This window comes from Imperialibacter sp. (assembly GCF_040222815.1).
Taxonomy (GTDB): domain Bacteria; phylum Bacteroidota; class Bacteroidia; order Cytophagales; family Cyclobacteriaceae; genus Imperialibacter.
In genome coordinates, this window is sequence record NZ_JAVKCH010000013.1 from 214,187 (window position 1) to 240,378 (window position 26,192).

At 47.9% G+C, this 26,192-nt stretch carries 18 protein-coding genes; 12 read left to right on the forward strand and 6 right to left on the reverse strand.

What is annotated here, in order from left to right; genetic code table 11:
* Positions 1 to 230 precede the first annotated feature (230 nt).
* From RIF36_RS03965 to RIF36_RS03975, 3 genes are all read left to right on the forward strand, one after another.
* Positions 231 to 1,025 carry a sulfite exporter TauE/SafE family protein gene (locus RIF36_RS03965; RefSeq protein ID WP_350119919.1) on the forward strand — a complete coding sequence of 265 codons (795 nt, stop codon included), beginning with the start codon at positions 231 to 233 and terminating at the stop codon, positions 1,023 to 1,025.
* Positions 1,026 to 1,159: 134 nt separating this feature from the next.
* Positions 1,160 to 1,717, forward strand: a complete 558-nt coding sequence (locus tag RIF36_RS03970; protein ID WP_350074521.1) for a YeeE/YedE family protein — start codon at positions 1,160 to 1,162, stop codon at positions 1,715 to 1,717.
* A 9-nt stretch (positions 1,718 to 1,726) separates the two neighbouring features.
* The gene (locus tag RIF36_RS03975; RefSeq protein ID WP_350074523.1) at positions 1,727 to 2,137 is read left to right on the forward strand and encodes a DUF6691 family protein; all 411 of its coding nucleotides are present in this window, start codon (positions 1,727 to 1,729) and stop codon (positions 2,135 to 2,137) included.
* Between the two features lie 29 nt (positions 2,138 to 2,166).
* Here the strand turns inward: RIF36_RS03975 and RIF36_RS03980 are convergent, their stop codons facing one another.
* The 5 genes from RIF36_RS03980 to RIF36_RS04000 form a co-directional block, all read right to left on the reverse strand.
* Positions 2,167 to 2,565, reverse strand: coding sequence for a response regulator (locus RIF36_RS03980; RefSeq protein ID WP_350096576.1), 399 nt, complete (start codon positions 2,563 to 2,565; stop codon positions 2,167 to 2,169).
* Positions 2,566 to 2,913: 348 nt separating this feature from the next.
* Positions 2,914 to 3,681: a YdcF family protein gene (locus RIF36_RS03985; protein ID WP_350119724.1), complete on the reverse strand. Its 768-nt coding sequence runs from the start codon at positions 3,679 to 3,681 to the stop codon at positions 2,914 to 2,916.
* 4 nt (positions 3,682 to 3,685) lie between these two features.
* The gene (locus tag RIF36_RS03990) at positions 3,686 to 6,484 is read right to left on the reverse strand and encodes a S9 family peptidase (RefSeq protein ID WP_350119721.1); all 2,799 of its coding nucleotides are present in this window, start codon (positions 6,482 to 6,484) and stop codon (positions 3,686 to 3,688) included.
* Positions 6,481 to 9,519, reverse strand: a complete 3,039-nt coding sequence (locus RIF36_RS03995) for an ATP-binding cassette domain-containing protein (RefSeq protein WP_350119718.1) — start codon at positions 9,517 to 9,519, stop codon at positions 6,481 to 6,483. The genes RIF36_RS03990 and RIF36_RS03995 overlap by 4 nt, the downstream gene beginning before the upstream one ends.
* A gap of 103 nt (positions 9,520 to 9,622) precedes the next feature.
* Positions 9,623 to 10,534: a hypothetical protein gene (locus RIF36_RS04000; protein ID WP_350074533.1), complete on the reverse strand. Its 912-nt coding sequence runs from the start codon at positions 10,532 to 10,534 to the stop codon at positions 9,623 to 9,625.
* Between the two features lie 167 nt (positions 10,535 to 10,701).
* Here RIF36_RS04000 and RIF36_RS04005 point away from each other — a divergent pair, with 167 nt between their 5' ends.
* Both RIF36_RS04005 and RIF36_RS04010 read left to right on the forward strand, forming a co-directional pair.
* Positions 10,702 to 10,902 carry a hypothetical protein gene (locus RIF36_RS04005; RefSeq protein ID WP_339816184.1) on the forward strand — a complete coding sequence of 67 codons (201 nt, stop codon included), beginning with the start codon at positions 10,702 to 10,704 and terminating at the stop codon, positions 10,900 to 10,902.
* Between the two features lie 117 nt (positions 10,903 to 11,019).
* Positions 11,020 to 11,943, forward strand: coding sequence for a S1C family serine protease (locus RIF36_RS04010; protein WP_350119715.1), 924 nt, complete (start codon positions 11,020 to 11,022; stop codon positions 11,941 to 11,943).
* A 1-nt stretch (position 11,944) separates the two neighbouring features.
* On the opposite strand, the gene RIF36_RS04015 is transcribed toward RIF36_RS04010, so the two are convergent.
* Complete coding sequence (locus RIF36_RS04015) at positions 11,945 to 12,277, reverse strand: YciI family protein (protein ID WP_350119712.1); 333 nt, start codon at positions 12,275 to 12,277, stop codon at positions 11,945 to 11,947.
* A 66-nt stretch (positions 12,278 to 12,343) separates the two neighbouring features.
* Between RIF36_RS04015 and RIF36_RS04020 the strand changes: the two genes are divergently transcribed.
* The 7 genes from RIF36_RS04020 (at position 12,344) to RIF36_RS04050 (ending at position 26,189) form a co-directional block, all read left to right on the forward strand.
* Positions 12,344 to 14,176, forward strand: a complete 1,833-nt coding sequence (locus tag RIF36_RS04020) for a 7TM diverse intracellular signaling domain-containing protein (protein ID WP_350119709.1) — start codon at positions 12,344 to 12,346, stop codon at positions 14,174 to 14,176.
* Between the two features lie 240 nt (positions 14,177 to 14,416).
* Positions 14,417 to 17,455: a SusC/RagA family TonB-linked outer membrane protein gene (locus RIF36_RS04025; RefSeq protein WP_350119706.1), complete on the forward strand. Its 3,039-nt coding sequence runs from the start codon at positions 14,417 to 14,419 to the stop codon at positions 17,453 to 17,455.
* A complete protein-coding gene (locus tag RIF36_RS04030) occupies positions 17,455 to 18,969 on the forward strand; it encodes a RagB/SusD family nutrient uptake outer membrane protein (RefSeq protein WP_350119703.1) in 1,515 nt (504 codons plus the stop codon). Before RIF36_RS04025 ends, RIF36_RS04030 begins: the two co-directional genes overlap by 1 nt.
* 43 nt (positions 18,970 to 19,012) lie before the next feature.
* Entirely contained in the window at positions 19,013 to 20,284 is a 1,272-nt protein-coding gene (locus tag RIF36_RS04035; RefSeq protein ID WP_350119700.1) for an Ig-like domain-containing protein, read from the forward strand.
* Between the two features lie 82 nt (positions 20,285 to 20,366).
* Positions 20,367 to 22,364, forward strand: a complete 1,998-nt coding sequence (locus tag RIF36_RS04040) for a glucoamylase family protein (RefSeq protein WP_350119697.1) — start codon at positions 20,367 to 20,369, stop codon at positions 22,362 to 22,364.
* Between the two features lie 6 nt (positions 22,365 to 22,370).
* Positions 22,371 to 23,723 carry a glucoamylase family protein gene (locus RIF36_RS04045; RefSeq protein WP_350119694.1) on the forward strand — a complete coding sequence of 451 codons (1,353 nt, stop codon included), beginning with the start codon at positions 22,371 to 22,373 and terminating at the stop codon, positions 23,721 to 23,723.
* Between the two features lie 72 nt (positions 23,724 to 23,795).
* Complete coding sequence (locus RIF36_RS04050) at positions 23,796 to 26,189, forward strand: ABC transporter permease (protein WP_350119691.1); 2,394 nt, start codon at positions 23,796 to 23,798, stop codon at positions 26,187 to 26,189.
* Positions 26,190 to 26,192: the final 3 nt, after the last annotated feature.

Here is a 26,192-nt window from a genome sequence, read left to right on the forward strand (position 1 = left end):
CAAGCAACATTTCTGGGGGATTGATTTTCTTGACAAGGGTATTTTGTCTTTACATAAAGAAGCAAAACTGGTTCAATGCGTCCCGCCCGGCCGGGTTAGGCTTGGACTTTTTGCTTCTTTATGATCTCCAATCGCTGAATAGGATAGCTCTATTTTTGAGTTTTACTCCCCAGATTTATTGCTTGATCCCAAATTCCCCTAGTTTTATGACTTACTAAGGGAGCGTGAAGATGATTGTAGCGGGCTATGTTGCGGCTGTTTTTATTGGACTTGTGCTGGGCTTGATAGGGGCAGGAGGTGCTGTGCTTGCTGTGCCTGTGTTGGTGTACCTTTTTGGTATCGACCCAATGCTGGCAACAGCCTACTCGTTGTTTATCGTCGGTGTCACATCCTCTATAGGGGCGGCCATCCGGTACAAACTTATTATTATGCATTTGCGGATTGCCATGCTGTTTGCTGTGCCCTCGCTCACCACCATCTTCCTCACCCGCATGTATGTAATTCCGGCCATCCCTCCCGTGATTGTTGAAATTGGTGGATTTCAACTTACCAAGGGAGCATTGTTGCTGTCTATTTTTGCCATCGTGATGTTTTTCAGTGCGTTTTCCATGATAAGGAATGAGCAACCTGAAGAGGAAGCAGGCCCAACCGTGATCACCAATTACTTTATACTCGTTTTAAGGAATGCATCGATAGGTGTGCTCTTTGGTTTGGTAGGTGCTGGTGGAGGTTTTCTTATCGTGCCCGCATTGGTGATTGTCATGAAACTGCCAATGAAACATGCCATCGGTACTTCACTTTTCATCGTCAGTATCAATACGCTGCTCGGCTTTCTTGGTGATGTGGCCAATCAAGTGATTGATTGGCAGTTTCTTGCCGGTTTTTGCGGTATTTCAATTGCCGGGATGCTATTTGGAAGCTTCCTCGGTAAGAAAATAGACGGCAAATATTTGAAAAAGGGTTTTGGCTGGTTCGTACTTACCATGGCTGTTCTCATCTTCGCAAAGGAACTCTTTCTCTTCTGAGGCTATTTTAAACTAAAGATGTACCTACATGAACTAATTTGAAGTAGAACCGTTATTTTCGAATCTGCGAGAAGAATGGAATTCCCGACAATAGCACCTTCTTGCAGCAACTTCAACACCTGAAAGAGTAACTTATGATGGAATGGTTAAAGTCTCCATGGCCGTGGTACGTGGCTGGCCCGCTGATTGGGCTCATTACCCCTGCTTTCCTTTTGCTAGGGAACAAGACTTTTGGTATATCGTCGTCCCTGAGGGATATCTGTGCCGCATGCTTCCCATCAGGGATTGAGCTGTTTAAATACAACTGGAGAGAACGCACCTGGAACCTGGTGTTTGTCGCTGGAATTGTCATTGGTGCATTTCTATCCAGTCAATTCCTTTCTGACGGATCACCTGTTGCTATTTCTGATTCTACAAAGAGTGAGTTGATGGCCCTTGGCATTTCCGATTTCCATGGCCTGGCACCTGTAGAGCTTTTCTCCTGGCCCAACTTATTGACAGCCAAGGGATTTATTTTTATTATCCTCGGTGGTTTTCTCGTGGGCTTTGGCACCAGGTATGCAGGGGGCTGCACCTCAGGCCACACCATGTTTGGCCTTTCTTATTTTCAGATGGCTTCCCTTGTGGCTTCTATTAGCTTCTTTGTTGGGGGGCTGATTATGACTCATTTCCTGTTTGACTTTCTTTTTTAAAATTGCGCCATGAAAAATATCAGGTATTTATTTTTGGGAATCGTCTTTGGTGTTATTCTGACGAAAGCTGAGGTTATTTCCTGGTTCAGGATTCAGGAGATGTTTCGGTTTCAGTCCATACATATGTATGGGATTATTGGCTCAGCAGTAGTGGTGGGCGCTGTACTCGTATTTATTATCCGGAGACTTTCCCTGAAAACAATTGATGGAGAAATCGTTACCCTTCCGGCCAAGCGGATGGACAAGGGAGTAGTGATAGGCGGCACAATTTTCGGCCTCGGCTGGGCATTGACCGGCGCTTGTCCTGGCCCGCTGTATGCTCTGGTTGGAAGTGGAACCACCGTTATGATAGTAGGGCTTGCCAGCGCCCTGCTAGGCACATGGACGTATGGAGCCCTCCAAAAGAAACTTCCTCACTAAAGTAATTGGATTACCACAGAGCCCTGCCTTTAGCTGAGCCCAAAGTGTTCTTTAGCGATACTTCTGAGGTTTGACTCAGACAATGGCTTAATGATAAATCCGCTTACTGATTTATAAGACAGTGCTTTCTCCTTATCCTTTACATCTACTGAGGACGAGAGGATAAAAACCTTGCAGTTTTTGATGAAACCGGAGCCTGCATTTTCTATGCCTTCTATTATCTCCCATCCATCAAGCAAAGGCATGTTGATATCTACCATCAACATGGTTGGATAACTCTCCTCGGTCACTTGTTTGGTTAGATAGTCAAGCCCTTTCTGGCTGTTCGTGAACTGCTCAATCTCTTCAGTGAGTCCGATGTTTTCCAATGCTTTGCTACAGAGAAACTGGAAAATTTCATCATCATCAATAATTACTACTCGCTTCATAGAGAACCAGAAAATGTGTAGTCAATTTGTTTGTACTATTGATTTTAAAAGGAGTGATGGACTGCAAATTGATGCCTTCTTATAACAACCGTTGTTTAATAACCCTTCCCTAATCTAATTGAAAGACGGAATTATTTGTATGTATCTACTTTAAAATTTGTCCAATGCTTTCAGAGAGTAGATTTTGACAGGGAAGAAGATTTTCACCTGCTTTTTTTTATTGGGCATGTGCCAAATAGAGTGACTCCAAACATATATTATTGGCAGAATTGTTGCCAATAATAACATTAAAGATACCAATTTGTCCTGACGAAAAGCTTCCAGAGCTTCAGCTTGTTTCAGACAAATTTAGATGTACCCGGCCACTTTGTAGCTAATGATTCCTACCCACTCTCTAATTAGCACTTCCCAAATGCGAAGGCTGTTGCTGGACGGAATTATTAAATCCAAAGGGCTCCATTCCCATGGGCCTGAGTAAAGATCAGTGCTGAAAGCATCAGGTTGGAGCTCAACCTTTCTAAAGCATGCCAGGGATCGCCGCATGTGAAAAGCAGAGGTGATCAACAGAAACGGTTTTCCTGGCCAGTTTTTTTTCAAAAGCTCGGCACTGTACAGGGCGTTCTCTCTGGTGTTGCGGGAATCACCCTCAACGAAGAGGTGGTCGGGAGAAACGCCAGCCATGAGAGCGGTTTGTTTCAGTCCCTCAGATTCTGACACCTCCTGATGAAGCAGGGAACCGGAACCACCTGTAATCAAAATGTTGTCAATTTTGCCTTCATGGTAGAGCTGAATAGCGTGAATGATTCTATCGGCACCCTTGTTGAAGTGTACCCTATCTTTTGGCTCTTGGATAGGGTTGGTAACACCTGTGAGAACAACGCCAACAGCAGCGTGCTCAGGGAGACTGCTGATCAAAACAGGCTTCACTTCCCATAGCTTCATGGCCAAATTAGAAATAGCAGGATTGGTGAAAAAGACCAGCAGAGAAAGCCCAATAAGTCTCAACCTCTTTTTTAAGCCTTTTCTTTTGATAAAGTAAGGCAGCAACATGCAAAGCATTATCCAGCTGATGGGCGTAAGCAGCCAGCTAAGAATTTTGGAGAGGATGAAAAACATGGTTTTACTTGTTGTCTTCGCTTAGTTCAAGACCATAATTGATGCCTTTTTCAACCGCTGGAACGCCCTCAGTCATCCATAGTGGGGCAGGGGCATCCATCAGGTAATAATCGAAATACTGTTGCATACGTATCGTCCAGTCTTTTCTGTTGGGATACCTCAAAGGCCAGTGTGGCTGGTCGTTGTACGAAATCATCCAGGTGGGCTTTCCGAGCCTTTTGAGCGCTGAAAACAATTCTATGCCCTGGTACCAGGGAACATGCCCGTCGGCGTCGTTGTGCATGATCAGCAGCGGTGTATTAACCTTGTCGAGCCAGAACAGCGGAGAGTTCTCCAGAAACCTTAGTGGGTATTCCCAAAGAGATCCACCGATACGGCTTTGTGTATGTTCGTATTGGAACATTCTGCTTAGCCCTGTTTGCCAGCGAATGCCGCCATAGGCACTTGTCATGTTTGGCACAGGGGCACCTGCTTCGGCTGCTTTGAATAGCTGGGTTTTGGTAACCATATAGGCTATCTGATATCCACCCCAACTATGGCCCTGCACGCCTATTCTGTCCTTGTCAATAAAGCCCTGCGATATGAGCGATGTAACGCCGGGCATGACGCAATTGATGGCGCTTTCACCAGGGTAGCCGATTTTGTAAACGATGTCGGGCACAAACACCACATAGCCCCTTGACGTGTAGAAGGTGAAGTTGATGATTGACCTCCCAAATTCAGGAGTGATATGATTGTGAAAGTTATCAGCATTTTGCTCGTAGAAATAGACCATCATCGGGTACTTTTTCTTTGGGTCAAAGTTGTCTGGTTTAAAGAGCATACCTTCGAGCGGAATGCCGTCGAGTGACACCCAGTTGAACAATTCTTCCGTTCCCCAAAGGAAATTCTGCTGCTGCGGATTTACGTCGCTTATTTGTTCTACGTTCGAGAATTTGCTGTTGGTGAGCTGCAGGTTGGGAAACTCACGGTAGGTTTCCCGGGTAACGAGCCACGTGTCGGCATTTAAAGCTTTCTTTTCAAATTGAAGCTGGGCGTCTTCCATTACCAACTGTGAAGGAGGGGCGCTTCCTTTGAGCTTAAGCGCAAAAAAGCCGTGCTGTTTTTTCTCGTTCTGAAAACCCTTCAGCACTATCTCGGCGTTGGCTTTAATCGATGTTTCTTCAGGATCCGTTTTTACGTAGCGATAAGTAATGGAAGTTTCCCGGCCGTTGCGGGTAATCCGCTCTTTGGTGGCAGGGTTCAAGGGGTCAATTTTCCATATATCAAACCGGTCGTATACGAGGATGTGGCTGTCGTTCTCCAGCCAGCCAGCGATGCCATATGGAGAAGGGAAATTGGGAGAGTCGTTTTCCTCATCGGAAAAGAGGACTTTTGAGTTGTCAGTTAGCTTGCGAATGTTGCCGGATGCCATTTCCAGACTATACCAGGCGCTATCGGCCACATCGTACCAGTAGCCGAACTTGCCGGCGGGTGAAATATTCTCCATCACCCGGGCCTTTCTTTTTGCCAGCTTAGCTGCGCCAGTATTGATATTGATAATGTAAATGTCCTGATTGATGGGCGACCCTTCCCATTGTGAAACCACTCTGTACTCGGCTGATTCATAGCCGCCAAGGGCAAAGTTGCCGACACCTTCCTTTGTGATTTTCACCTCCTGTAGCTGGAGGTTTCCCAGTTGCACGGGTTTGTTGCTGTCAAAATGGTATACGGCCAGATAGCCTCTTTTGAGTTGCTCGTCCGAGAGCACTTTCTGCCTTGGCTGCAGGTAGTCATCCTTGTAATGCCATACGTCAACTTTAGCTTTTTCTTCATCCAGCAGCGTAGTGTCTCCCACAAGAGGCCTGGGTTGGGTGCCGAAAAAAAGCCGCTTATTGTCATCGCTGAACTTCAACTCCTGAGGGGCCATTTGCCAGTCCTTCATCAGAAAGGCGTCGTCGGCTTTCACGATCACCCTGCCGCTGTCCTGGCCCGGCGTCCATTGGAAAAGGCCGTACATTTGAAAGGGCTTTTTCAATGTGTCGCTATCAAAAAGAAAGGCCAGTCTGCTGCCATCGTTTGCCAGCCTGAGTCCATCGTATTTTCCCTTGCTGCGAAACACTGGTTTCACGGCCAGGTCGTTTTTGCCTACTGTATAAATGCCTGGTGAAAAGCCTTTGTCGTCACCAGTTGACTGAAATGCCAGCCTGCTGCCATTTTCGCTAAACTCGTAGCTGGTTACGAACGGATAGCTCTGGTGCGATCCATCCGCTAGCCTAAGCACATGTAGCGTGTAGCCGTTGTCGTCGCTTATTTTTTTAGCTTTTTTAGCCGTAGAATCTTTCTTTTCAGGCTTTGCTGCCGATAGATACGCCAACCACTCTCCGTTCTTCTCAGGAAGCTTAAAGGACTTCACTTCCGCTATTTTTTCAAGCGAACCATCGGCGAGTTTGAATATAGCCAGGGAGTCTTTTGGGAGCTCATCGTTCTTTTTCTTCAGCCGTTTCATAGCTCTAACCGAGTCCAGCTGTGGCTCCACCAGGGCGATAAGGTGCTTTGCGTCGAAAGTGAACTTTGGCTTGCTGCCCCTGGGAATGATAAAGTCGGTTTTGGTGCTAAGGTTTTTAATAACGAGGGTGTTGTCACCTTCATCAGGACCGAAAATGTATTCGGCCCATTTGCCATCGGACGAAAGGTCTTCGGTTTTAATTTTGTTCCAACCGGCCACATCGTCGTGTGTCAGCGCTCTTTTTTGAGCCAATAGATCAGAAGTGACAAAGGCTACTGCCAGGCACAAGCAAATTTTGAAACTACGGTACATCATTTTTTTGGTTTTCGCATAGAGGGGACTCCGCTGAATCCCTTCATTACTTTTTTGGGTATATCAAAATAAAGAGTGGTGATAAGGATGATACTCATCACCCAGATAATGGCGGCGTTGAAGTACAGGGTGGGGTAGTACGTGCCGAGAAAGTGTTTTTCCGGCACAAAGAACCCAGCCCTGAAGTCAAATGGGTGCAAAGGATGAGGCCTGCTATAAATAGGGTATATTTTTTGAATAAGGTGACCTCTTTTTTCAATGATTCTTTCCTGCACGGCAGTGTTTTTCACCATCTGCCCAATGCTTTCATTTTCATACTCATTTTTCAATGCAATGTACTCCTGCCTCTCCTCATCGGTTTTTGTAAGTGACTGAACGGTTTCGTCTTTTTCTTTGAAAGCCTTGTTGTATCGATTATTGTAGAACTTTCTCATGGCTTTCATAAAGTCCATGCTCGCCAGAAAAGTGGCCTCATCGAAGTCTTTTACATTTAATTTTTCGTACGAAGGCAATTTGTCGTAGCCGATCACATCTAGTTCTTTGCCCAACTCGTTGCGGAGTAGTGTAAATCTCTCTTCGAGCGAAGCGGCATATTTCTCCTTGTCAGTTACGTTATGGCAATACTCCAGTGCTGCTTCCAACTTGGGAGCCCAATACACCGTTTTGTACTCCGACTGGGCCATGTCTTTATCAAACTGATAGAACTGGCTGGTGAAGGGGTTGTCCTTGTACTGGGTGACAGCCAGGGCCTCGAAGGCCCACCGTGAGGCCATTATTTCACCAATGATTGGCACTTTGGTGTTATTGGCAAACGTTGGGTTGAGCTTATCGAAGTTTACCACCACGCCGCTTAAAATTAGCTGAGGAATGAGCAGGATGGGAATGATGATGTAGATCGTAATGGCCGAATTGAAAGCAGATGAAATATTTAGCCCCAGCACGTTGGCGAAGCAAGAAACTGAAAACAGCACTAACCAGTAAGACCACGTCATACCGTCAATCTCGAGAATCCAGTCGCCTATGAGCACATAGAACAGGGTTTGGATGGCAGAGAATGAAAAAAGAATCAGCAGCTTGGAAACCAGATAGCTCATTCTGCTCAGATGGAGAAAGGCCTCCCTTTTCAGGATTTTACTGTCTTTAATGATCTCTTCGGCGCTTACCGTGAGGCCCATGAACAATGCTACAATCACACTCATGAAGAAAAAGGCAACTATATTGAGGTTCTCATAGAAGCTGTATGACTTGGAGGGGTCGTAATACCTGACGATGTAAGCCAGGAGAGCGGCCAGCAGAGGTGCCTCCAGCAAGTTAATGGCCAGGTACTGCTGGTTGGAAAACTTGGACAAGAGGTCTCTTGTAGCGAAGATTCTTATCTGCTTAAGCTTGTTGGGTATGCTGAGCGTTTTTTCGGGCAGCGATGGTTCTGGCTTTACTTTAGGCAGGGTAATGTGCTTTTTGAAAAAACTGTACCAGTCGAGGGGTTGGAACTTTCGTTTGTCGGTGACGTGCCCGTACTCATTCACCACCTTGGTTTCAATGATGTTGAAAATTTGCTCCGGATTAACATTGCCGCATTCTACACATTCGCCTCGTTCCGCATCTACCAGGTTCACAATGTTTTTGAAGTAGATCACCGCATCCACAGGGTTGCCATAGTAAATCTGGTAGCCGCCCACGTCGAGGATCACCAGCTTGTCAAACATTTTGAAAATCTCCGAAGATGGCTGGTGAATGACAACGAACACCATTTTCCCTTTAAGAGAGAGCTCCTTCAGCAGGTCCATGATGTTTTCCGAGTCTCTTGACGATAGTCCGCTGGTTGGCTCATCCACAAAGAGCACAGAAGGCTCCCTGAGCAGTTCCAGGCCGATATTCAGCCGCTTACGCTGTCCCCCGCTGATAGTCTTTTGAAGAGGAGAACCTACTTTTAAATCCCTGGTTTCGATAAGGCCCAGCGACTGAAGTGTTTTTATTACCAGCTCGTCAATTTGCTCATCGGTTTTGTTGGTAAAGCAAAGCTTGCCTGCATAGAATAGGTTCTGATAAACTGACAACTCTTCTATGAGCAGGTCATCCTGTGGCACATAGCCAATGACCCCTTCTATCTTTTTTCCGTCTTTGTGAACATTGATGCCATTGATAAGCACTACCCCTTCCGAAGGCTTTTCGGTGCTATTCAGCACATTCAGGAGGGTCGACTTGCCAGCCCCACTGCCGCCCATTAGGCCAATGAGTTTTCCGCCGTCTTCTGCTATATTAATATTTTGCAGGCCCAGCTTACCATTCCTGAACTTAAAGGATACGTTGTCTGCCTGAAAGCTAATTTTAGTGGAAGCCGTTTCGTTTCTGAATTTGGAAACCACGTCGCTATAATAAAGCGATTTTGATATTCGGCTTCGCACACTGCTTCCTGAAGAAAACGCTTGGATTCTGTTGTTTTTCAGGTGTATGCCGTTGAGGTGAAGAGATCCCTTCCCTACATATTTGATGAAGTAGTTTTCAATGACAGGAATACGGAGGATGGCGATAAAGCCGGGGAGGCCGTCCAGTGTAATGTGGTGAGATTTCGCAGGACTAATCTCCATGCCATCATCTGCCACCAGTATGTTGGTGTTGTCAAGCTTGGTGCGATCCGTGTACATGACAAACTTTTTCATCAGATCGATAGCCGGGTCTTTGATATTGAATCGATCCCCAATGAAATAAACCAACTCCCGCTCCCGCTCGCTGATTTCTCCGTCGGCCACAATCACCTCCAGGAGATCAATCATTACTACGATTTTCTGCGACTGGGTAAGCTCTTTGTTGATGCCTTCGGTAAGCGATATGATTTCTGCCTTGTCGTCGAAATTTTCTTTCTGAAGCATTTCGGCTGTGAGGCTATCGAAAAAGTTCATGTACTTGTCCTGATCCTGCCTGCTTATATTTTCCTCAAGAAATTGCAGGATGGATAGCCGTTCGTCGTCCGTCACGTCGTCTTCCTTGGCTACAATTGCCAGCAGGTGTATAATCGCTTTAAGTAGTTGTTCGCTCATGGCAAAGTTGTCGGTTGTGGTCGGGGCGCATCTAAAGATAAAAAAAGCATTGAATGGAATGTTCAATGCTTTGATGAAGGGTCAAAACTTAATATTTTTTCAATTAACCGGTAATGTCTTTTCTTACCCTTTCTATTTCGGTGGCAAGTTTTTGAAGGTCATGCTGATGCAGAACCACGCCTCCTTCGTTATTGTTTATTTTTTGCTCCAGTTCAGCCAACTCTTCATACTGAAACCTCAAGATATTCATTTCGGAGATCACGTTGGCAATGGTTTCGTCTTGCTCTACGTGCTTGAGAACAGAAATAAGATCCAGTAGCGCTATTTTTTGATTCAGCACTATCCTCATCAGCGGCTCAAGAATCAAGTCCCGGTTGCTTTCACTTAGCTGGTCGGACGGATACTGTTCAATTACCTGAGTCGAAATATACAGGCCTTCCACAAATGAGCCTGCCAGAACAAGGGCTGCCATGGTGAGCCTGTCGCCGGCTTCCAGCTTCTCTTCAGCCACCTTAATGGCCTCGTTGATAATGAGGGCCAATGAGTCATTGTTTCCAATGCTCTTTTCAAACCGGGCAAGCAGCGACATGTCAAAAGCCGACGCAATGCCGATTTTGTCGGCCATTTTTTGGCAGCCTTCCATGTAGTCCAGTGCTTCCTGGGCCTGATTGTATGAGGAAAGATAGCCTATATCGGCGGCGTAGATGCCGAGGTTAAGGGCAGACTTGTCGTTGGAGGTAAGGTAGCTCTCTATTTTGCTCAGGTCGTTAACAAATTCTGCTCTGAAATCGGCACCAGTAGCCTCCAGAAGAAAGGGTACTTCTGAAGGAGAAGGCAGGTCGTGTATGACTTTGTCGATTTCATTTTCAAGTTCCTGCTCTGCTGCATCAAACTCTGCGGCAGCCAGGTCTTCAGCATTGTCTTTCGATTTGTCAGAAGAACCACATGATGTTGAAAAAAGAAAAAATGAGACTATAATTGATAGAGCCCCTAGTTTGGTAAGGTTAGTTTTCATGGTTTGCATAGTGAACGGTTCGCTCGATAGGTAACATTGGTTATTCAATTTTAACACATTTTGACCTCTTATTAAAATATCACATTACTTAATGTATACCTGCGTTTGGCTAAATCTAATCGCAGTCCTAATCTTGTAATTTCTTACAAAACTTCTTTTCTTCCTCCATGGGCATTGCGTTCAACAGCTTAAGGGTAGGTAAAAAATACAGACTGGTGAATTATCGGGAGGTTTTTGACTTTGAACTAATGGAGATAGTGGACAGGCACGAGTTCAGGTTAAAAGATATCCACACCCTGGAAGAATATTTTATGTCGGATCTTCTGCGGTTCGGACGGGGTAACGACTTTTCCATCATCGAAAGGTAGTGGCTGCCATTTTTTCCTGATTAGTATTGCTTGACTACTAAGATATGGCCTTTCTGGCAGCTTTATACCAAATGGATATTCTTTTGTGATAGCTGAACCAAACGAAAGGATATTTGAATGGACAATTTCTCGAAGCTCATATACAACGCCGTGAACAAGGCGAAAAATGCTGTAATAAAAATTGACGTCCAGAAAAAGAAGGATGGGAAGCTACAGCCCGGTGGCTCAGGTTCTGGATTCATCTTCTCATCCGATGGCCTGTTTCTTACCAACAGCCATGTGATCCACGGCGCCGATAAACTCACCGTGACATTGCTGGACGGGACAAAGGAAGAAGGCTTTGTGGTGGGGGAAGACCCGGATGCCGACCTGGCAGTAGGGAAGATTTACGGTGGCAACTTTACACCAGCTACCCTGGGCGACTCTTCAAAGCTTAATATCGGGCAGTGGGTAATTGCCATTGGCAACCCATTGGGTTACCAGCATTCCGTAACAGCCGGGGTAGTGAGCGCTTTAGGGAGATCGCTGCGGACTCAAAGCGGACGGCTGATCGATAGTGTGATACAAAGCGATGCAGCCCTCAACCCCGGTAACTCTGGTGGGCCCATGATTGACACCAGTGGCGAAGTGGTCGGGGTAAATACTGCCATTATCGCAAGGGCGCAGGGGCTGAGCTTTTCAATAGACATTAACCTGGCCAAGGATATAGCCGGGCAACTGATCAGAAATGGCAAGGTGGAAAAGGCTTTCCTGGGGGTGTTGATTCAGGAAATTGATTTGCATCCACGATTGATCAATTTCTACAAACTGGAATCCACCAGGGGCTTGATGGTGACTAAAATTGAAAAGGACTCACCTGCTTTCCGTGCCGACCTGCTGGAAGGCGACATTATTCTTCAGCTCGACGGCGAAGACATCACCTCATCGACAGATCTTTTTAGAAAACTTTCGCATGAGAAGGTAGACAAGCAAGTGAAGCTCACCATTGTGCGAAACTATCGGACTTTGAAAGAGGTGGAAGTAGTGCCTTTGAAGCGATAGCCTATAAATCCACTAATCGGATCGTTTTGACCTCTATGCTGTCCCACACCTTTCCGGTGGTGTAGGGGTCGGAGGCGATATAGGCATCTACCTCTTCTCTGGCGTCGAACCGGAGGTAGAGTGTGGAGCCTATCATTTTGCCTGAAGCGTCCAGCATAGCGCCGCCCGCAATCAGGTGGCCGGCTGCCTTCATCTTTTTGGCGTTGTCCAGATGCGCCTGACGTGCGGCCATGCGCCTGTCGATGGCGGCTGCATCAGTGAAATCGTAAGCGTTGATTTGAAAGTCCATTTCGAAAGGTAAGCCCGAAGCATGTAATTGAGCAACTGGTTGCATGTTTTCTTATCAAGTGGCTTGAAAAATGTTAACTTTAAAGCCTGCAAAGCCATCAAATTCCAGCTCATGGTTGTTTTCTCATTCCTGTTTGCATTTTTCACCAACTGGATTTCCTATCCACCGGTTTATGACGTAAGCACCATTGACGGGGAGAGAATCCTGTTTATTCAGGAGATGGAATACATTGAGGACAGCACAAGATCGCTGACCTTTGAACAGGTAAGGGAGCAGCGCTTTCATACCAACGCATCCTTCCAACCGAGAGACTACAACCCATCATCCGCCTACTGGGTCAAGGTGCGTTTGTACATCCCAAAAGATAATCAGGAACAATGGCTCATTGAGTTTTATGACCAAACCATCGATAACCTGAGGGCTTACGTCCCCACAGTGCAGGGTGATTATCGCTTGCTGCAGTTCGGTGACCAGTTTCCTTTTGACCAGAAAACGTTTGAGCACAAAAACTTTGAAGTGCTTATTAATGACCGGCTTGAAGGAATGCAAACCTTTTACTTCAGGATAGAGTCACACGCTTATGTTGATATACGCATTGTGCTTAGCACCATCAACCAGTTTGTGCACTACGCCCTCAATGAGTACTTCCTGTATGGGATTTTCTACGGAATGATCCTGATGATCATTTTGTACAACATCCTCATTTACATAGCCATTCGTGAAATCAAGAACCTTTACTACACCTTCTACATCCTGAGTGTGGGGGTGTTTGCTATGTGTGTGGATGGCATTGCCTACCAGTACCTGTGGCCCAACTGGCCCGAATGGAACCAGGTGGCCCATGGCGTGGCCCTTTTCTCTGTTATTTTCTGGTCTATTCTGTTTTCAAGGAAGTTTCTCAACGTTACGGCCAGGGCACCTAAGCTGACCAAAATTATTGACGCCGTACTGATCCTGAGAACCTTGTGGTTTGTGTTTGCGCTGGCGTTTGATCATGAGCTTTTTCAGCTTCGAAATATTGAAATCATACCGCTCTCCATTATTTTCTACGCAAGCATATACGTTTGGGCAAGGGGCTACAAGCCGGCCAGGTTCTTCGTGGTGGCTTACGGGTTTCTGTTCTTAGGCTTCCTGGTCAAGGCCATGGTGATGCTGTCTGTTATCCCCATCAGTATTCCGTCGTACTACAGCCTGCATGTTTCTTTTGTTGTAGAAATGCTCTTTTTGTCTTTTGCACTCAGCGACAGGGTGAGGATTTTGAAAAGTATGAGAGACAGGGCATTGTTCAGGATTATTAAGCAGCATGAGGAAAATATGAGCCTGAAAGACAAGGTCAACAAGGAGTTGGAACAGCGGATAAGGTTGAGAACCATTGAGATGGAAGACAAAAACAACCTGTTGAGGGAGGTGAATGAGAAGCTGACTGCCCAAACCAAGGAGATTTCGCAAATCAACTCCATTCTGGATCTTGACAACTGGAAACTGAAAAACAACATCAAGGAGATATTACAGAACAGGCTGGTGAACAAAAACCTTACCCTGGAAGAGTTTAATGGCATATTCCCCGACAAATTGAGTTGCTACAGGTTCCTGGAGAGGATCAAGTGGGAGGAATCGTTCAAATGCAACAAGTGCAATAATGACAAGTATATCACGGGCAAGGATCATTTTTCCCGGCGCTGTAGCAGATGCGGCTATATTGAGTCGGTCACCAGCAACACCATTTTTCATGGCATCCGCTTCCCTATCGAGAAGGCCTTCTACATCCTCTACGTTACCAACAACCAAAGCGAGCGATTCACCCTGGATCAGCTCTCTGAAATGCTGGACCTGCGGCGCAATACTATATGGAGTTTTAAGAAGAAAATTGAGGAACTATTGAGTACTGTCGACAAGCCTGAGAAAGACTATCTGCGAAACTTTTTTATGGTGCATTCCAATTAAAACAAGCGAATTGATGAAGCTTGTTACCGAAACGTGATACGGAATCGTTTTCGGTGTCAGTAAATGCACTATACGCCATTTTTTAATGATATTGAAGCGATATAAATACGGTGACAACACCTTATTATAGAGTGCTCTTACAACTTCTTTTCACCTAAGAAATTAACAAGTGATTGCGGATGCTAGTATCTTTTCACTATCGTTCAAAAGCAACATTGAATATCTACTTATAAACTGCAAATGAAACACACCTTACGATTAGCATCTGTAGTGCTTTTCCTCGTTATGTCGATGGGTAGCCAGGCAACTGCTTTGGCTCAGGCCAGCGTTGTGAAAGGCAAAGTCACCTCTCAAGATGATGGGGAGGGGCTGCCCGGAGTGAGCATACAGGTGGAAGGAACCAGCCGGGGTACAGTAACAGATTTTGAGGGTACCTATTCGCTAGAACTTCAAAGCGGAGACAGCAAACTGATCTATTCTTTCATCGGATACAAAACAGTGACGCTGGACGTTGGCAGCCGATCGGTAATCGACCTGGTGATGGAGCCTGACATAGAGCAGTTGGAGGAGATTGTGGTAGTGGGTTACGGTGTGCAGCGCAAAAGCGATGTGACAGGAGCCGTGGCCTCAGTCCGGGGCGCCGACCTCACCAAGATTCCTGCCGCTAACCCCATGCAAGCGCTTCAGGGCAAAGTGGCCGGTGTGCAGGTAAGCAGCGGCTCGGGCCAGCCTGGTGCGGCGCCGGTTGTTCGGATCAGAGGCGTTGGAACGTTCAACGACTCCTCGCCCATATATGTAGTAGATGGCGTTATTCTTAGCGATATCTCCTTCCTCAACTCTTCTGATATTCAATCAATGGAAGTGCTGAAGGATGCGTCGGCAACTGCCATCTATGGCTCCAGAGGTGCCAACGGGGTTGTCATTATCACCACCAGGCAAGGTAAGATAGGCGACGAGAAGACTACATTTAGCGTCAGTACTGAATACAGCGTTCAGAAGCTTTCCAAGAAGATAGATCTTCTGAATGGCAAAGAGTTTGCCACCGTGGTGAATGACATTAACCCGGGCTCTTATAATAATGTGGATGCCGTGCCCAACACCGATTGGCAGGACCTTATTTTTGATGTGGCGCCTATCCAGAACCACCAGGTGTCGGCTACCGGAGCCACAAAGAAGACGCAATACTACGTGGGCCTCGGCTACTTCAACCAGCAGGGCATTATCGACAAGTCGAAGTATGAGCGACTTACGTTGAAGCTGAACAATACCTATAAGTTTTCTGACAACGTGCGGCTGGGCAACAATATTACTGTTGCTCCTTACTCGCAGCAGGTGGCGCCTGGCGTTGTGTACCAGGTGTACAGGGCGCAGCCTATCGCAGTGCCACGGTATGACGACGGCAGCTTCGGAGTCGTTCCTAATGTGGGCAATCCGCTTGCTGACCTGGAGAATTCCAACAACTTCAACAAGGGCTTGCGAACTGTGGGCAATGTGTTTACCGACATCAAGCTTTTCAAGGATTTCACTTTCCGGTCGAGCTTTGGGGTAGACATGGCCTACAACAAAAACAAGAGCTTTACGCCCGCCTACACGGTTTATAATGCTGACGGCACTGCCTCACAACAGCAGAATTTGTACAGCGACCTGAGCAAAGAGAATAGGGAGAACTTTACCTGGTTGTGGGAAAATACCATGACCTACAACAAAGAGTTCGGTGTACACCGGGTGGAGGGCCTTGCTGGTTTTACCAGTCAAAAAACGACTTCGGAGTACCTGAGCATCAGGGGCGAAAACATCCTCAGAGACGGACAGGATTTCTGGTACCTTCGACCCAGCTATATTGTGGATGAAAGCAATAACATCAATACGCTGAACAGCATTGCCAATGGTGTAGACGCCGGGCAGTACTACTCAATGGCTTCCGTTCTTTTCAGGGTTAACTACACCTACGACGAACGCTTCCTGTTTACCGGCACGTTCCGGAGAGATGGTTCTTCAAAGTTTACTGATAGCAACAAGTATGCAAGCTTCCCGTCGCTGGCACTGGGCTGGAATGTGATCAATGAAAGCTTCATGCAAAACATCACCGCTTTGACCAACCTGAAAGTGAGGGCAAGCTGGGGAGGGATAGGCAACGAAAAAATACGGTATAACCGCCAGTTTTCTTTGGTGCAGAATGAGCTGAACCCAGTTTTTGGTGTGGAAGAGGCATTGAATCCCGGTGCCAGCTATGGCGTAACAGGTAACCCCGATTTGAAATGGGAAACCACTTACCAAACTGACCTGGGGCTTGAATTTGGCTTGCTCAACCAGCGACTGACAGGTGAACTTGATTACTACCGGAGGGAGACGCAGGATATTTTGGTAGACCTGCTCACTCCGGGGCACCTGGGCAACGGGCAAGGTCAAAGAGTCACCTATAATGCCGGTTCTGTTTTGAACAGCGGCTTCGAGTTTAACCTAGGCTGGTCCGATGAAATTCAGGGAGTAAAGTACCGTATTGGTGCCCTGGGGTCTACAGTGCATAACGAGGTGCTAAGCGTAGGTGGCAATAGTGGTGTCGACTCTACACTCGTGGGCGGTTATCTGGGAGACGGTCGTCCTGTGACATTGAGCAGGGAAGGACTGCCAATCGGGGCGTTTTATGGGTATCAGATCGACGGTGTTTTCCAGAACCAGGCCGAGTTAGATGCCTACCCACATGATTCTCAGGCAAGACCAGGCGACGTGATCATAAGAGATACAAACGGCGACGGCAGGATTAGTCTGGCTGACCGCACCTATATGGGCTCACCCATCCCAACCTTTATTTATGGCTTTAACCTGGAGGCTTCCTACAAGGGGTTCGATATCAATGTCGACTTTCAGGGGCAGATGGGCAACAAGATCTTCAATGGCAAGGAAGTGGTGCGACCCGATCCCTACAATTTCGAAAGGCATGTGATTAACCGCTGGACGGGAGAAGGCACAAGCACCACGGAGCCCAGAGCGAGCTTTGGCGGAATCAACTTCTCACCATCTACCAGGTTTATTCAGGACGGCTCCTTCCTTCGCTTCCGTAACATGACCATTGGCTACACTATCCCTGAAGCAGCGCTTGAGCGGATCAACATGAACCAGGTAAGGGTATATGTGCGAGGCACCAACTTATTCACTGCTACCAAATTCACAGGTTATTCGCCAGAGTTCGGCAGTGAAGATGTGTTGAGCAGCAACATCGACAGAGGAGCTTATCCTGTGTCGGCCATTTATTCAGCCGGTTTAAACATTTCCTTTTAATGAGTTACAAAATGAATTTTGCACAACATATACGCCAAATAGTAAAAAAAGGAGCGCTGGTGCTGCTTGTACTGATTCCTTTTGCTTGTCAGGACTTTCTTGATGTTAGCCCCCAGGGCGACCTCACGCAGGCGTCTTTTCCGCAGTCGGCGGCTGATGCACTGTTGGCTACCAATGCTGCCTACAGCACCCTTCGCAACTGGTCCTACCATTCGGGTGGCTATCCGATACTGGATATCATGTCGGACGATGCCCGCAAAGGCAGCAATCCCAACGATCAGCTCCCTACGATCGGCCCCTACGATACATTTACCTTTAACACCACAGCCGACGGACTTGATCGCTGGTGGGCTGCGCTTTACGAAGGAGTGAAAAGAGCCAATGTGGTCATTGAAAGGGTGCCTGAAATAGCGATGGATCAGGCTAAAATTGACTTGTATGTGGCTGAAGCCCGCTTTCTGCGTGGGCTGTTTTACTTTGATCTTGTGCGTGCCTGGGGTGGCGTGCCTCTGATCACAACGCTGACCCCTCCTTTAAGAGCTGCAAGGGCGAGCAAGGCGGATGTTTATTCACTGATAGAAGGAGACCTTTCTTTTGCTGCAGGTATTTTGCCGGAGAAAAGTGAGGTAGCCACCGAAGACCTCGGCCGGGCAACCAAAGGTGCTGCCAAAGCGCTGTTGGCCAGGGTTTACTTGTTTCAGGGTGATTTTGTCAAGGCTGAATCCTTTGCACTTGAGGTAATCAACTCAGGCCAATATGACCTGGAACCTGATTTTAACGATGCCTTTGGCGAAGCGGGAGAACACGGTGTAGAGTCAGTTTTTGAAATTGGTGCCCGTCGCAATGAAGGCACCAACAACGGTGGCAACCAATACTCCAATGTGCAGGGTATCAGAGGGTCTCCCAACAGAGGCTGGGGTTTTAATCGACCTTCTATTGACCTGATGAACTCTTTCGAAAACAACGATCCCCGCATGGACGCTACCATCATCTTTCTGGGTGATGTGCTCGGCGGCGTGGTAACGATTGGTGATGGCACCACACCAGACGAAACCCGTGATGCCAATGGAAACCTCATCGAAATGGAGACCTACAACCAAAAGGTGTGGACGGAGGGCAGCAACACCATCACCTCGTGGGGGCACAACCGGCGCATTGTGCGCTATGCCGATGTGCTGCTCATGGCTGCGGAAGCGCTGAACGAAAACAACAAGGCGGCACAAGCATTGACCTATCTGAACATCGTAAGAGCCAGGGCCAGGGGAGACAATCCCTCTGTTTTACCTGACATTACTGTGACAGACAAGAATCAACTCAGGGAGCTCATTATCGAAGAAAGAAGACATGAGTTGGCCATGGAAGGGCATCGCTTTTGGGATCTGGTAAGAACGGGCAAGGCGCCGGAAGCGCTTGGGCCGCTGGGTTTTGTGGCTGGAAAGCACGAACTGCTTCCCATTCCTCAAACCGAGGTAGACCTGTCGGAAGGAACGCTGGGTCAGAACCCCGAATACTAAAGAATATAAACTTTAAACCTCAATAATTATTAACTACATCATTATGAAGAAGGCAAAATTAATTTTCAACTCGCTGTGGGCACTGGCTATGGTGGCTACGGTTTCTTTTCTGATAAGCTGCGGAGGTGATGAAGAAGCGGCTGTTGAGCTCACAATAGTGAGTCTAAACGCTGGAGATGATGACTTGAATGGCGCCACGAGCCCAGATGGCGTTTCGACTTCGGCAGTTATAACTGGCATTTTCTCAACTGACATTGATCCGGCAACGGCGTCTTCCAACGTGACATTGGTGAGTGATTTCGACGACACAGAAGTAGAGATTACTGTCGTTGCAGATGGAAGAGCTCTTAAAATTACACCCAACGAAGAGCTGTTCGGAGGCTCTCTCTACATTTTGACCATTAAGGCGGGCTTGACCTCAACAAAGGGCAAAACGCTTGGCACCGACCTTACAAGAAGCTTCAGTACAGTCGGCACTTTCACTCCCCAAAATGTGGTGGCACACTGGACGTTTGAAGGAAATGCTAACGATCAGGTGGGCGATTTTGATGCCAATGCTGAGGTGTCAATCACCTACACAGACTCGAGAAACGCTGCTGCTGGTAAAGCAGCTACATTTGACGGAGACGTAAGTATCATCGAAATACCTAATGGTGATAAGCTGATGGACGGTGCCGAATTTACTTTAGCCTACTGGGTCAAGACAAATTCCGAGGGGCACGTGAATGCTGACGGAAATCCAACTGGTCATTTTGTGATGGGCCTCGGTGCATTTAACGGTTTTCAAACTGAAATAGGCGGCGACTACAAGTTTATAAAAATGCCCGCAATGATGGAATATGGTGATGGCACTCTTGGAACAGGTGGTGACCTATTTTGGAATGGGGATGGAAAAACTAAGGACAATGAAGGATGGCAAGGTACAACTTTCAACAAGACGAACTCAGATTTGGCATCTACATTAAAAGACACCTGGATGCATTATACCTACGTTTTCAGCGGCAGTGGTAAGTATAGAGAAATGTATATCAATGGTGCTTTGGTAGTCCGTCAGGAATTCGCATTGTGGCCAGCTGATTCAAAAGAGCCTACTGTAGTTGGTTTGAAATTCAATAGTGATGCGGCTGATGTGGAAAACGTGCTGGCTTTTGGTTTTGTTCAGTCTAGAGGGGGCACTTTGTGGCAAAATGAGCCATGGGGCGGCTACAACTTCCCAACGGCAAATCACTTCAAAGGTAAACTTGATGACGTAAGAGTATTTTCTGCAGCTATTTCGGCTGAAGAGGTTAAGCTCATGTACGATTCAGAGAAATAATAATTCATAGTTAAGTAGATTGAATTGGTTTAGTAAATGAGGGTTCCTGATTGGGAACCCTCTCATTTTCCCTAAAACTTTGATGCGCAATAAACTTACTCCCTTCTTTTTAGTACTCAGTTTACTCCTGACTTCCTGCGGAGGCGAGGACGATGGCGGAACAACTCCCGACCTCGTGCTACAGTTGTCTAAAGGTAATATAGGCACCTACTCGCTCAACCTGAATAATCCGGACGAAAACATTGATGCCCCGATCGATAAACCCCTGGTTTTTACATTTACCTCTCCCCTTGACCAGACCAATGTGGCATCGTCCGTGGAGCTCAAAGACAGTGAGGGCGTAGTCGTTAGCCTCGATTTTTCCTTCCTCGATGAAGACAAAACTTTTTCTGCATCCACTGAGAATGGCCTTCAGGGCAATGAAAACTATACCCTGGAGATAAAAAACACCCTAAGAGGAACCAGCAATGAAAAATTTGCCGGCTTGACTGTTTCTTTCCAAACTGTACCCAAAGAAATTGATGTGACCCAGCTACTCATCGATGGGGTGGACTACATCACGACGGAGCGGATTGTCGGCATTGGCTTAACACCCTCTTTTGAAATTACCTTTTCTTCTCCGGTCGATGCATCCACTATCACAGATACCAATGTCCGTATTTTCTCCTCCAGCGGATTAATACCTTCTGCTATCACGCTTTCTGAAGATAAAACTACCCTGACCATTGTGCCTTCCACGACGTTAAAGGGCCTTCAGAAAACCCAGATTTGGCTGTATGAAGCCATCAAAGGTGCGGACGGAGAGGTATTCAATTTCTATAAAAAAGACTTTTACACCACTTTCGACCCCACACCGGTGTTCCCGGAAATAAGCGACGAAGCGCTGCTTACCCTTATCCAGCAGAAGACGTTCCGGTATTTCTACGACGATGCCCACCCGGCAAGTGGCATGGCCCGGGAAAGAAATTCGTCAGGCAGCACAGTAACGACTGGCGGCACTGGGTTTGGCCTGATGGCCATCATTGTAGGCATAGAGCGTGGCTTTATTACCCGGCAGCAAGGCATCGATCATTTTGCCAAAGTCATCGGCTTTCTTGAAACTGCCGACCGCTTCCATGGCGTTTGGCCCCACTGGCTCAATGGTGATACCGGGGCAGTGCAGCCTTTCAGCACCAAAGACAACGGTGGCGATTTGGTGGAAACCTCCTTCCTGATACAAGGCCTGCTCACAGTTCGCCAATACCTCAACGCCAGCAATGCTGCCGAAGCCGACCTGGTTAGCAGAATCAACACCATGTGGGAGGAAGTAGAGTGGGACTGGCACACCAAGGGCGGAGAGAATGTGCTGTACTGGCACTGGTCGCCTAACTTCGGCTGGGAAATGAACCACCAGATCCGTGGCTACAACGAGGCGCTCATTACCTATTTTCTTGCTGCCGCCTCACCAACGCATGCAGTAAGTGCCGACGTTTATCATAGCGGCTGGGCGGGCAATGGCTCTATCAAAAACGGTCGCAAGTTCTACGACATTGAGCTTCCTTTGGGTTACGACTACGGCGGTCCGCTTTTCTTTGCGCATTACTCCTTCCTCGGATTGGATCCGAATGGACTGAGCGACGCCTACGGTGACTATTGGGAGCAGAACGTTGCTCACAGCCGTATCAATCAGGCCTACTGCGTGGCCAATCCCAAAGACTTTGTGGGCTACAGCGACCTTTGCTGGGGCCTGACTGCCAGCGACAACCAGAACGGTTATTCGGCTCACTCTCCAACAAACGACCTGGGGGTGATCACACCTACTGCGGCCCTGTCGTCTTTCCCTTATACTCCCGTGGAATCGATGAAAGCGCTTAAGTTTTTTTACTACACCTTAGGCGATAAGCTATTGGGCGAAAATGGCTTTTACGACGCTTTCAATATCACACAGGGCTGGACAGCCAACTCCTACCTGGCCATCGACCAGGGCCCAATTGTGGTGATGATAGAAAACTATAGAACTGGGCTGCTGTGGGATCTTTTCATGAGTGCCCCCGAAGTGCAGCCCGGGCTTGACAAACTTGGATTTACCTCAGAAAGATAAACGACTATGAAGAACAACCTTTCTATTCTTGTGGTGCTGGCAGTATTAGGGCTAAGTGCCTGCTCACCAAGCAAACCTACCCAGGATAGCGCTACAGATGAAGCTACCATCAGCGACGATTCCCTCATGACGCTGGTTGAATACCGGACTTTCCAGTACTTCTGGGATGGCGCCGAACCCAACTCAGGCATGGCCAGGGAACGTTTTCATACCGATGGCAACTACCCGGACAACGACAAGCACATCGTGACCTCTGGCGGCAGCGGTTTTGGAGTGATGGCTATTCTGGTGGGAATCAAAAGGGGCTTCATCACTCGGGAGCAGGGGCTCGAGCGCATGACGAGAATCGTAGGCTTTCTGGAAACAGCCGACCGTTTTCATGGTGCATGGTCGCACTGGATCAACGGCGAAACGGGCAAGGTAAAACCCTTCGGAGAAAATGATAATGGCGGAGACCTGGTGGAAACGGCCTACCTGGTGCAGGGGCTTTTGGCGGTGCGCCAATTCTTCAACGAAGGCACGGAGGAGGAACGGGCCCTGGCCGGCCGCATCGATACCCTCTGGAAGGAAGTAGAATGGGACTGGTACCGCAATGGTGACCAGGACGTGCTGTACTGGCACTGGTCGCCCGACAAAGGTTGGAAAATGAACTTCCCGGTTGAAGGGTGGAATGAATGCCTGATCATGTATGTGCTGGCGGCATCGTCACCCACGCATGGCATACCGGCGGAAGTGTATCACAATGGCTGGGCCCGAAGTGGCGCTATTCTGAACGACTCCACCCATTCGCAGTATGGTTATCACCTCAACCTCAAGCACAATTTTGCTCAGCAGTACGGCGGGCCTCTTTTTTGGGCGCACTACTCCTTTGTCGGGTTAGATCCCCGCAATCTGAAAGACAAGTATGCCGACTACTGGCAGGAAAACAGGAACCATACACTGATCAACCGACAGTGGTGCATCGAGAACGCCAAAGGATATAAAGGGTACGGCGAAAACTGCTGGGGCCTTACCGCCAGCTATTCTACAGGGTTTTATGCGGCCCACCGGCCCATGGACGAAGACCTTGGGGTCATTACTCCCACGGCGGCGCTTTCCTCATTCCCTTACACGCCCGAAGAAAGCATGAAAGTGATGAAGCACCTTTACTTCGACCTGGGCGACAAGGTGTGGGGTGAGTATGGATTCTACGACGCCTTCAGCGAGCAGAACGACTGGTATGTGAAATGGTACCTTGCCATCGACCAGGGGCCTGAAGTGGTTATGATTGAAAATTACAGATCAGGCCTTTTGTGGGACTTGTTCATGTCGGCGCCTGAAGTGCAGAATGGCTTGGACAAGTTAGGATTCACTTATTAATCTGTAACAATAGAGGTAGTCTCTTGCATTAAAACTAATTTATTAGTTTATTGACTAATAAATTAGTTTATTATGTCTCATCACCTTTTATTCTCGCTCCGCAGCCTTTGGAGGTTTCGCTCCACTGCGTTTCTGCAAATTGTTGGCTTTGTAGTTGGCCTGGGCGCCCTCATACCCGTGCTGATGGTATTGTACTACCACATGCGCTTTGATAAGTTTCACGACAAGGCCGACAGGATTGTCAGGGTAAGCACCCGGGTGAGCCTGCCAGAATCAACCTCGATTTATGCCGCCACTTCCAAATCGCTGGCGCCGCTGTTGAAAGAGCAAATGGCGGATGTGGAAGAGGTGGTGAGGTACCGCTATATGCCGGCTTCCGTTACCCTGGGTGACCAAAACCTGGGGCAGAGCTACCCGCTTTTTGCCGACCCCGGCTTTTTCAATATGTTTTCTGCGCAGGTTGTTGCAGGCAATATTGAAACGGCATTGCAAACGCCTGACGGACTGGTGATCAACCAAACGACGGCTGTAAGATTTTTTGGAGAGGATGACCCCATCGGGCAGACTGTATCACTTGAAACACCGGCTGGTAGTTTTTCGGTACAGGTAAAAGCCGTTATCAGAGACTATCCTGAAAATGTTTCTTTTGCTTTCGACATGGCCACCAGTTATTCGCATGCCGAAAATGCCATGAGAGACAACGTCGGCGCTCTTGTGCCTGGCAATTTTACCTACCTGTTAATGAAAGCCACGACGGATGAGACCCTGCTTGCGGAGGAATTCGCCAGCATCACAGAAAAACATTTCCCTGAAGGGATGAGAGACGTAATGAGTCTGCTTCCGGTGGCCTTCACCGAGGTTCATTATACCAATGGCCACCAGTTTGACTCCGGGAGGAAAGGAAGCAAGCTCAACGACCTGGCATTGGGCGTGCTGGCCGCCTTTCTGCTACTGGTGAGCATTGCCAACTATGTGAACCTGGCCACTGCCTTGCTCATGAGGCGGTCCAAAGAGCTGGCCATCCGCAAAATTATGGGAGAGCCTGTTGGCCAGCAGTATGGTCAGCTGCTTGTAGAATCTGTTTGCATGCTGTCGCTGGTCATCCTTTTGATCAATGTCCTTACGTTCTTTCTGGTGCCTGAAATTGAAGCCATGCTAAACATTACTTTGAGAACTGGGCTCTTCACAGGTGTCAGGTATTACCTGTTCACTTTCTTTTTTGGTCTCGCCGTGGCAGGTGTTTCGAGTGTCATCCCGTTTTGGTTGGTGTCCCGTACCATTTCTGTCACCAACCTCAAGGGAGCAGTAGCTGGTCACTCAAGGTTGAGTCTTCGCTATGGTCTCCTGGGCCTTCAGTTGATCGTTTCCGTACTTTTTGCAGTGATCGCCCTTGGCATGGATGAGCAGCTGCGGTTTATCAAAAACAAAGACCTTGGCTTCAGCAAAGAACATGTAGTAACGATGAGCATCACCGATCCTCAGGTAAATGCGAAGGCCGATGCCATCAAGCAGGCTTTTCTGCAGCAGTCATTTGTAAAAGCAACCTCCATATCGCTCACTCCCATTACCGGCGACCATGTGCGGGCGCAGTTCAGGCTTGGAGCAGACAGCACCGGAGCCACCCCGATGATGAATGCGAACTACGTTGATGCGGATTTTGATGAGGTGTATCAGGTAAAACTCGTGGCCGGGCGGTTTTTCTCCAAAGAGTTCGCATCTGACATCGGCCGTGCGTTTGTGCTCAACAAAAAGGCCGTTGAGGCGTTCGGCTTCGATTCCCCCCAGGCTGCCGTTGGCCAAACGCTCTCCAAAGTGCTTGCCGATTCGCTGAACACAGGCACGATCATAGGAGTGATGGAAGACTACCACTTTCAGTCGCTGTACCAGGAGCTGGAGCCAATGATTTGGCAAATTGTGCCTGCATCTTCCCGCAATCTGCTTGCCGTGAAACTGGACGAAGGGGACGTGGAGGAGAAAAAGAAAAAGCTGGGGGCTGTGCTGAACGATCTTGGCATCACCCAGGAAGTTGAATTCACCTCGCTCACTGATGCTCTCGACATGGCCTACAGAGAAGACGACCGGCTCTCTTTTTTCATCCGGCTCTCTGCCGGTGTGATTGTGCTTATTTCTCTGCTGGGTGTTTTTGGGCTGGCTGCGTTTATTTTGGAAACGAGAAGAAAAGAGATGGGCATACGCAAACTGCTGGGAGCGGACTTGTGGCATATCATGGTTCAAATGGGTCGCCCATTTGCCGCTGTGTTGGCAGTTGGTCTTGTTGTGGGAGGTCCTGTTTCCTATTATTTTCTCGGCAACTGGCTCAACTCATTCGCCTTTCATGTAAGTGCCTCCTTGTGGTATGTGCCAGCAGCAGCGATATTGATCGGCGTGCTTATGGCAACCTCGGTGTACCGGCAGGTAAACAAGGCCGCAGCTACCAACCCGGCGGAAGTGCTGCGGGAAGAATGAAAG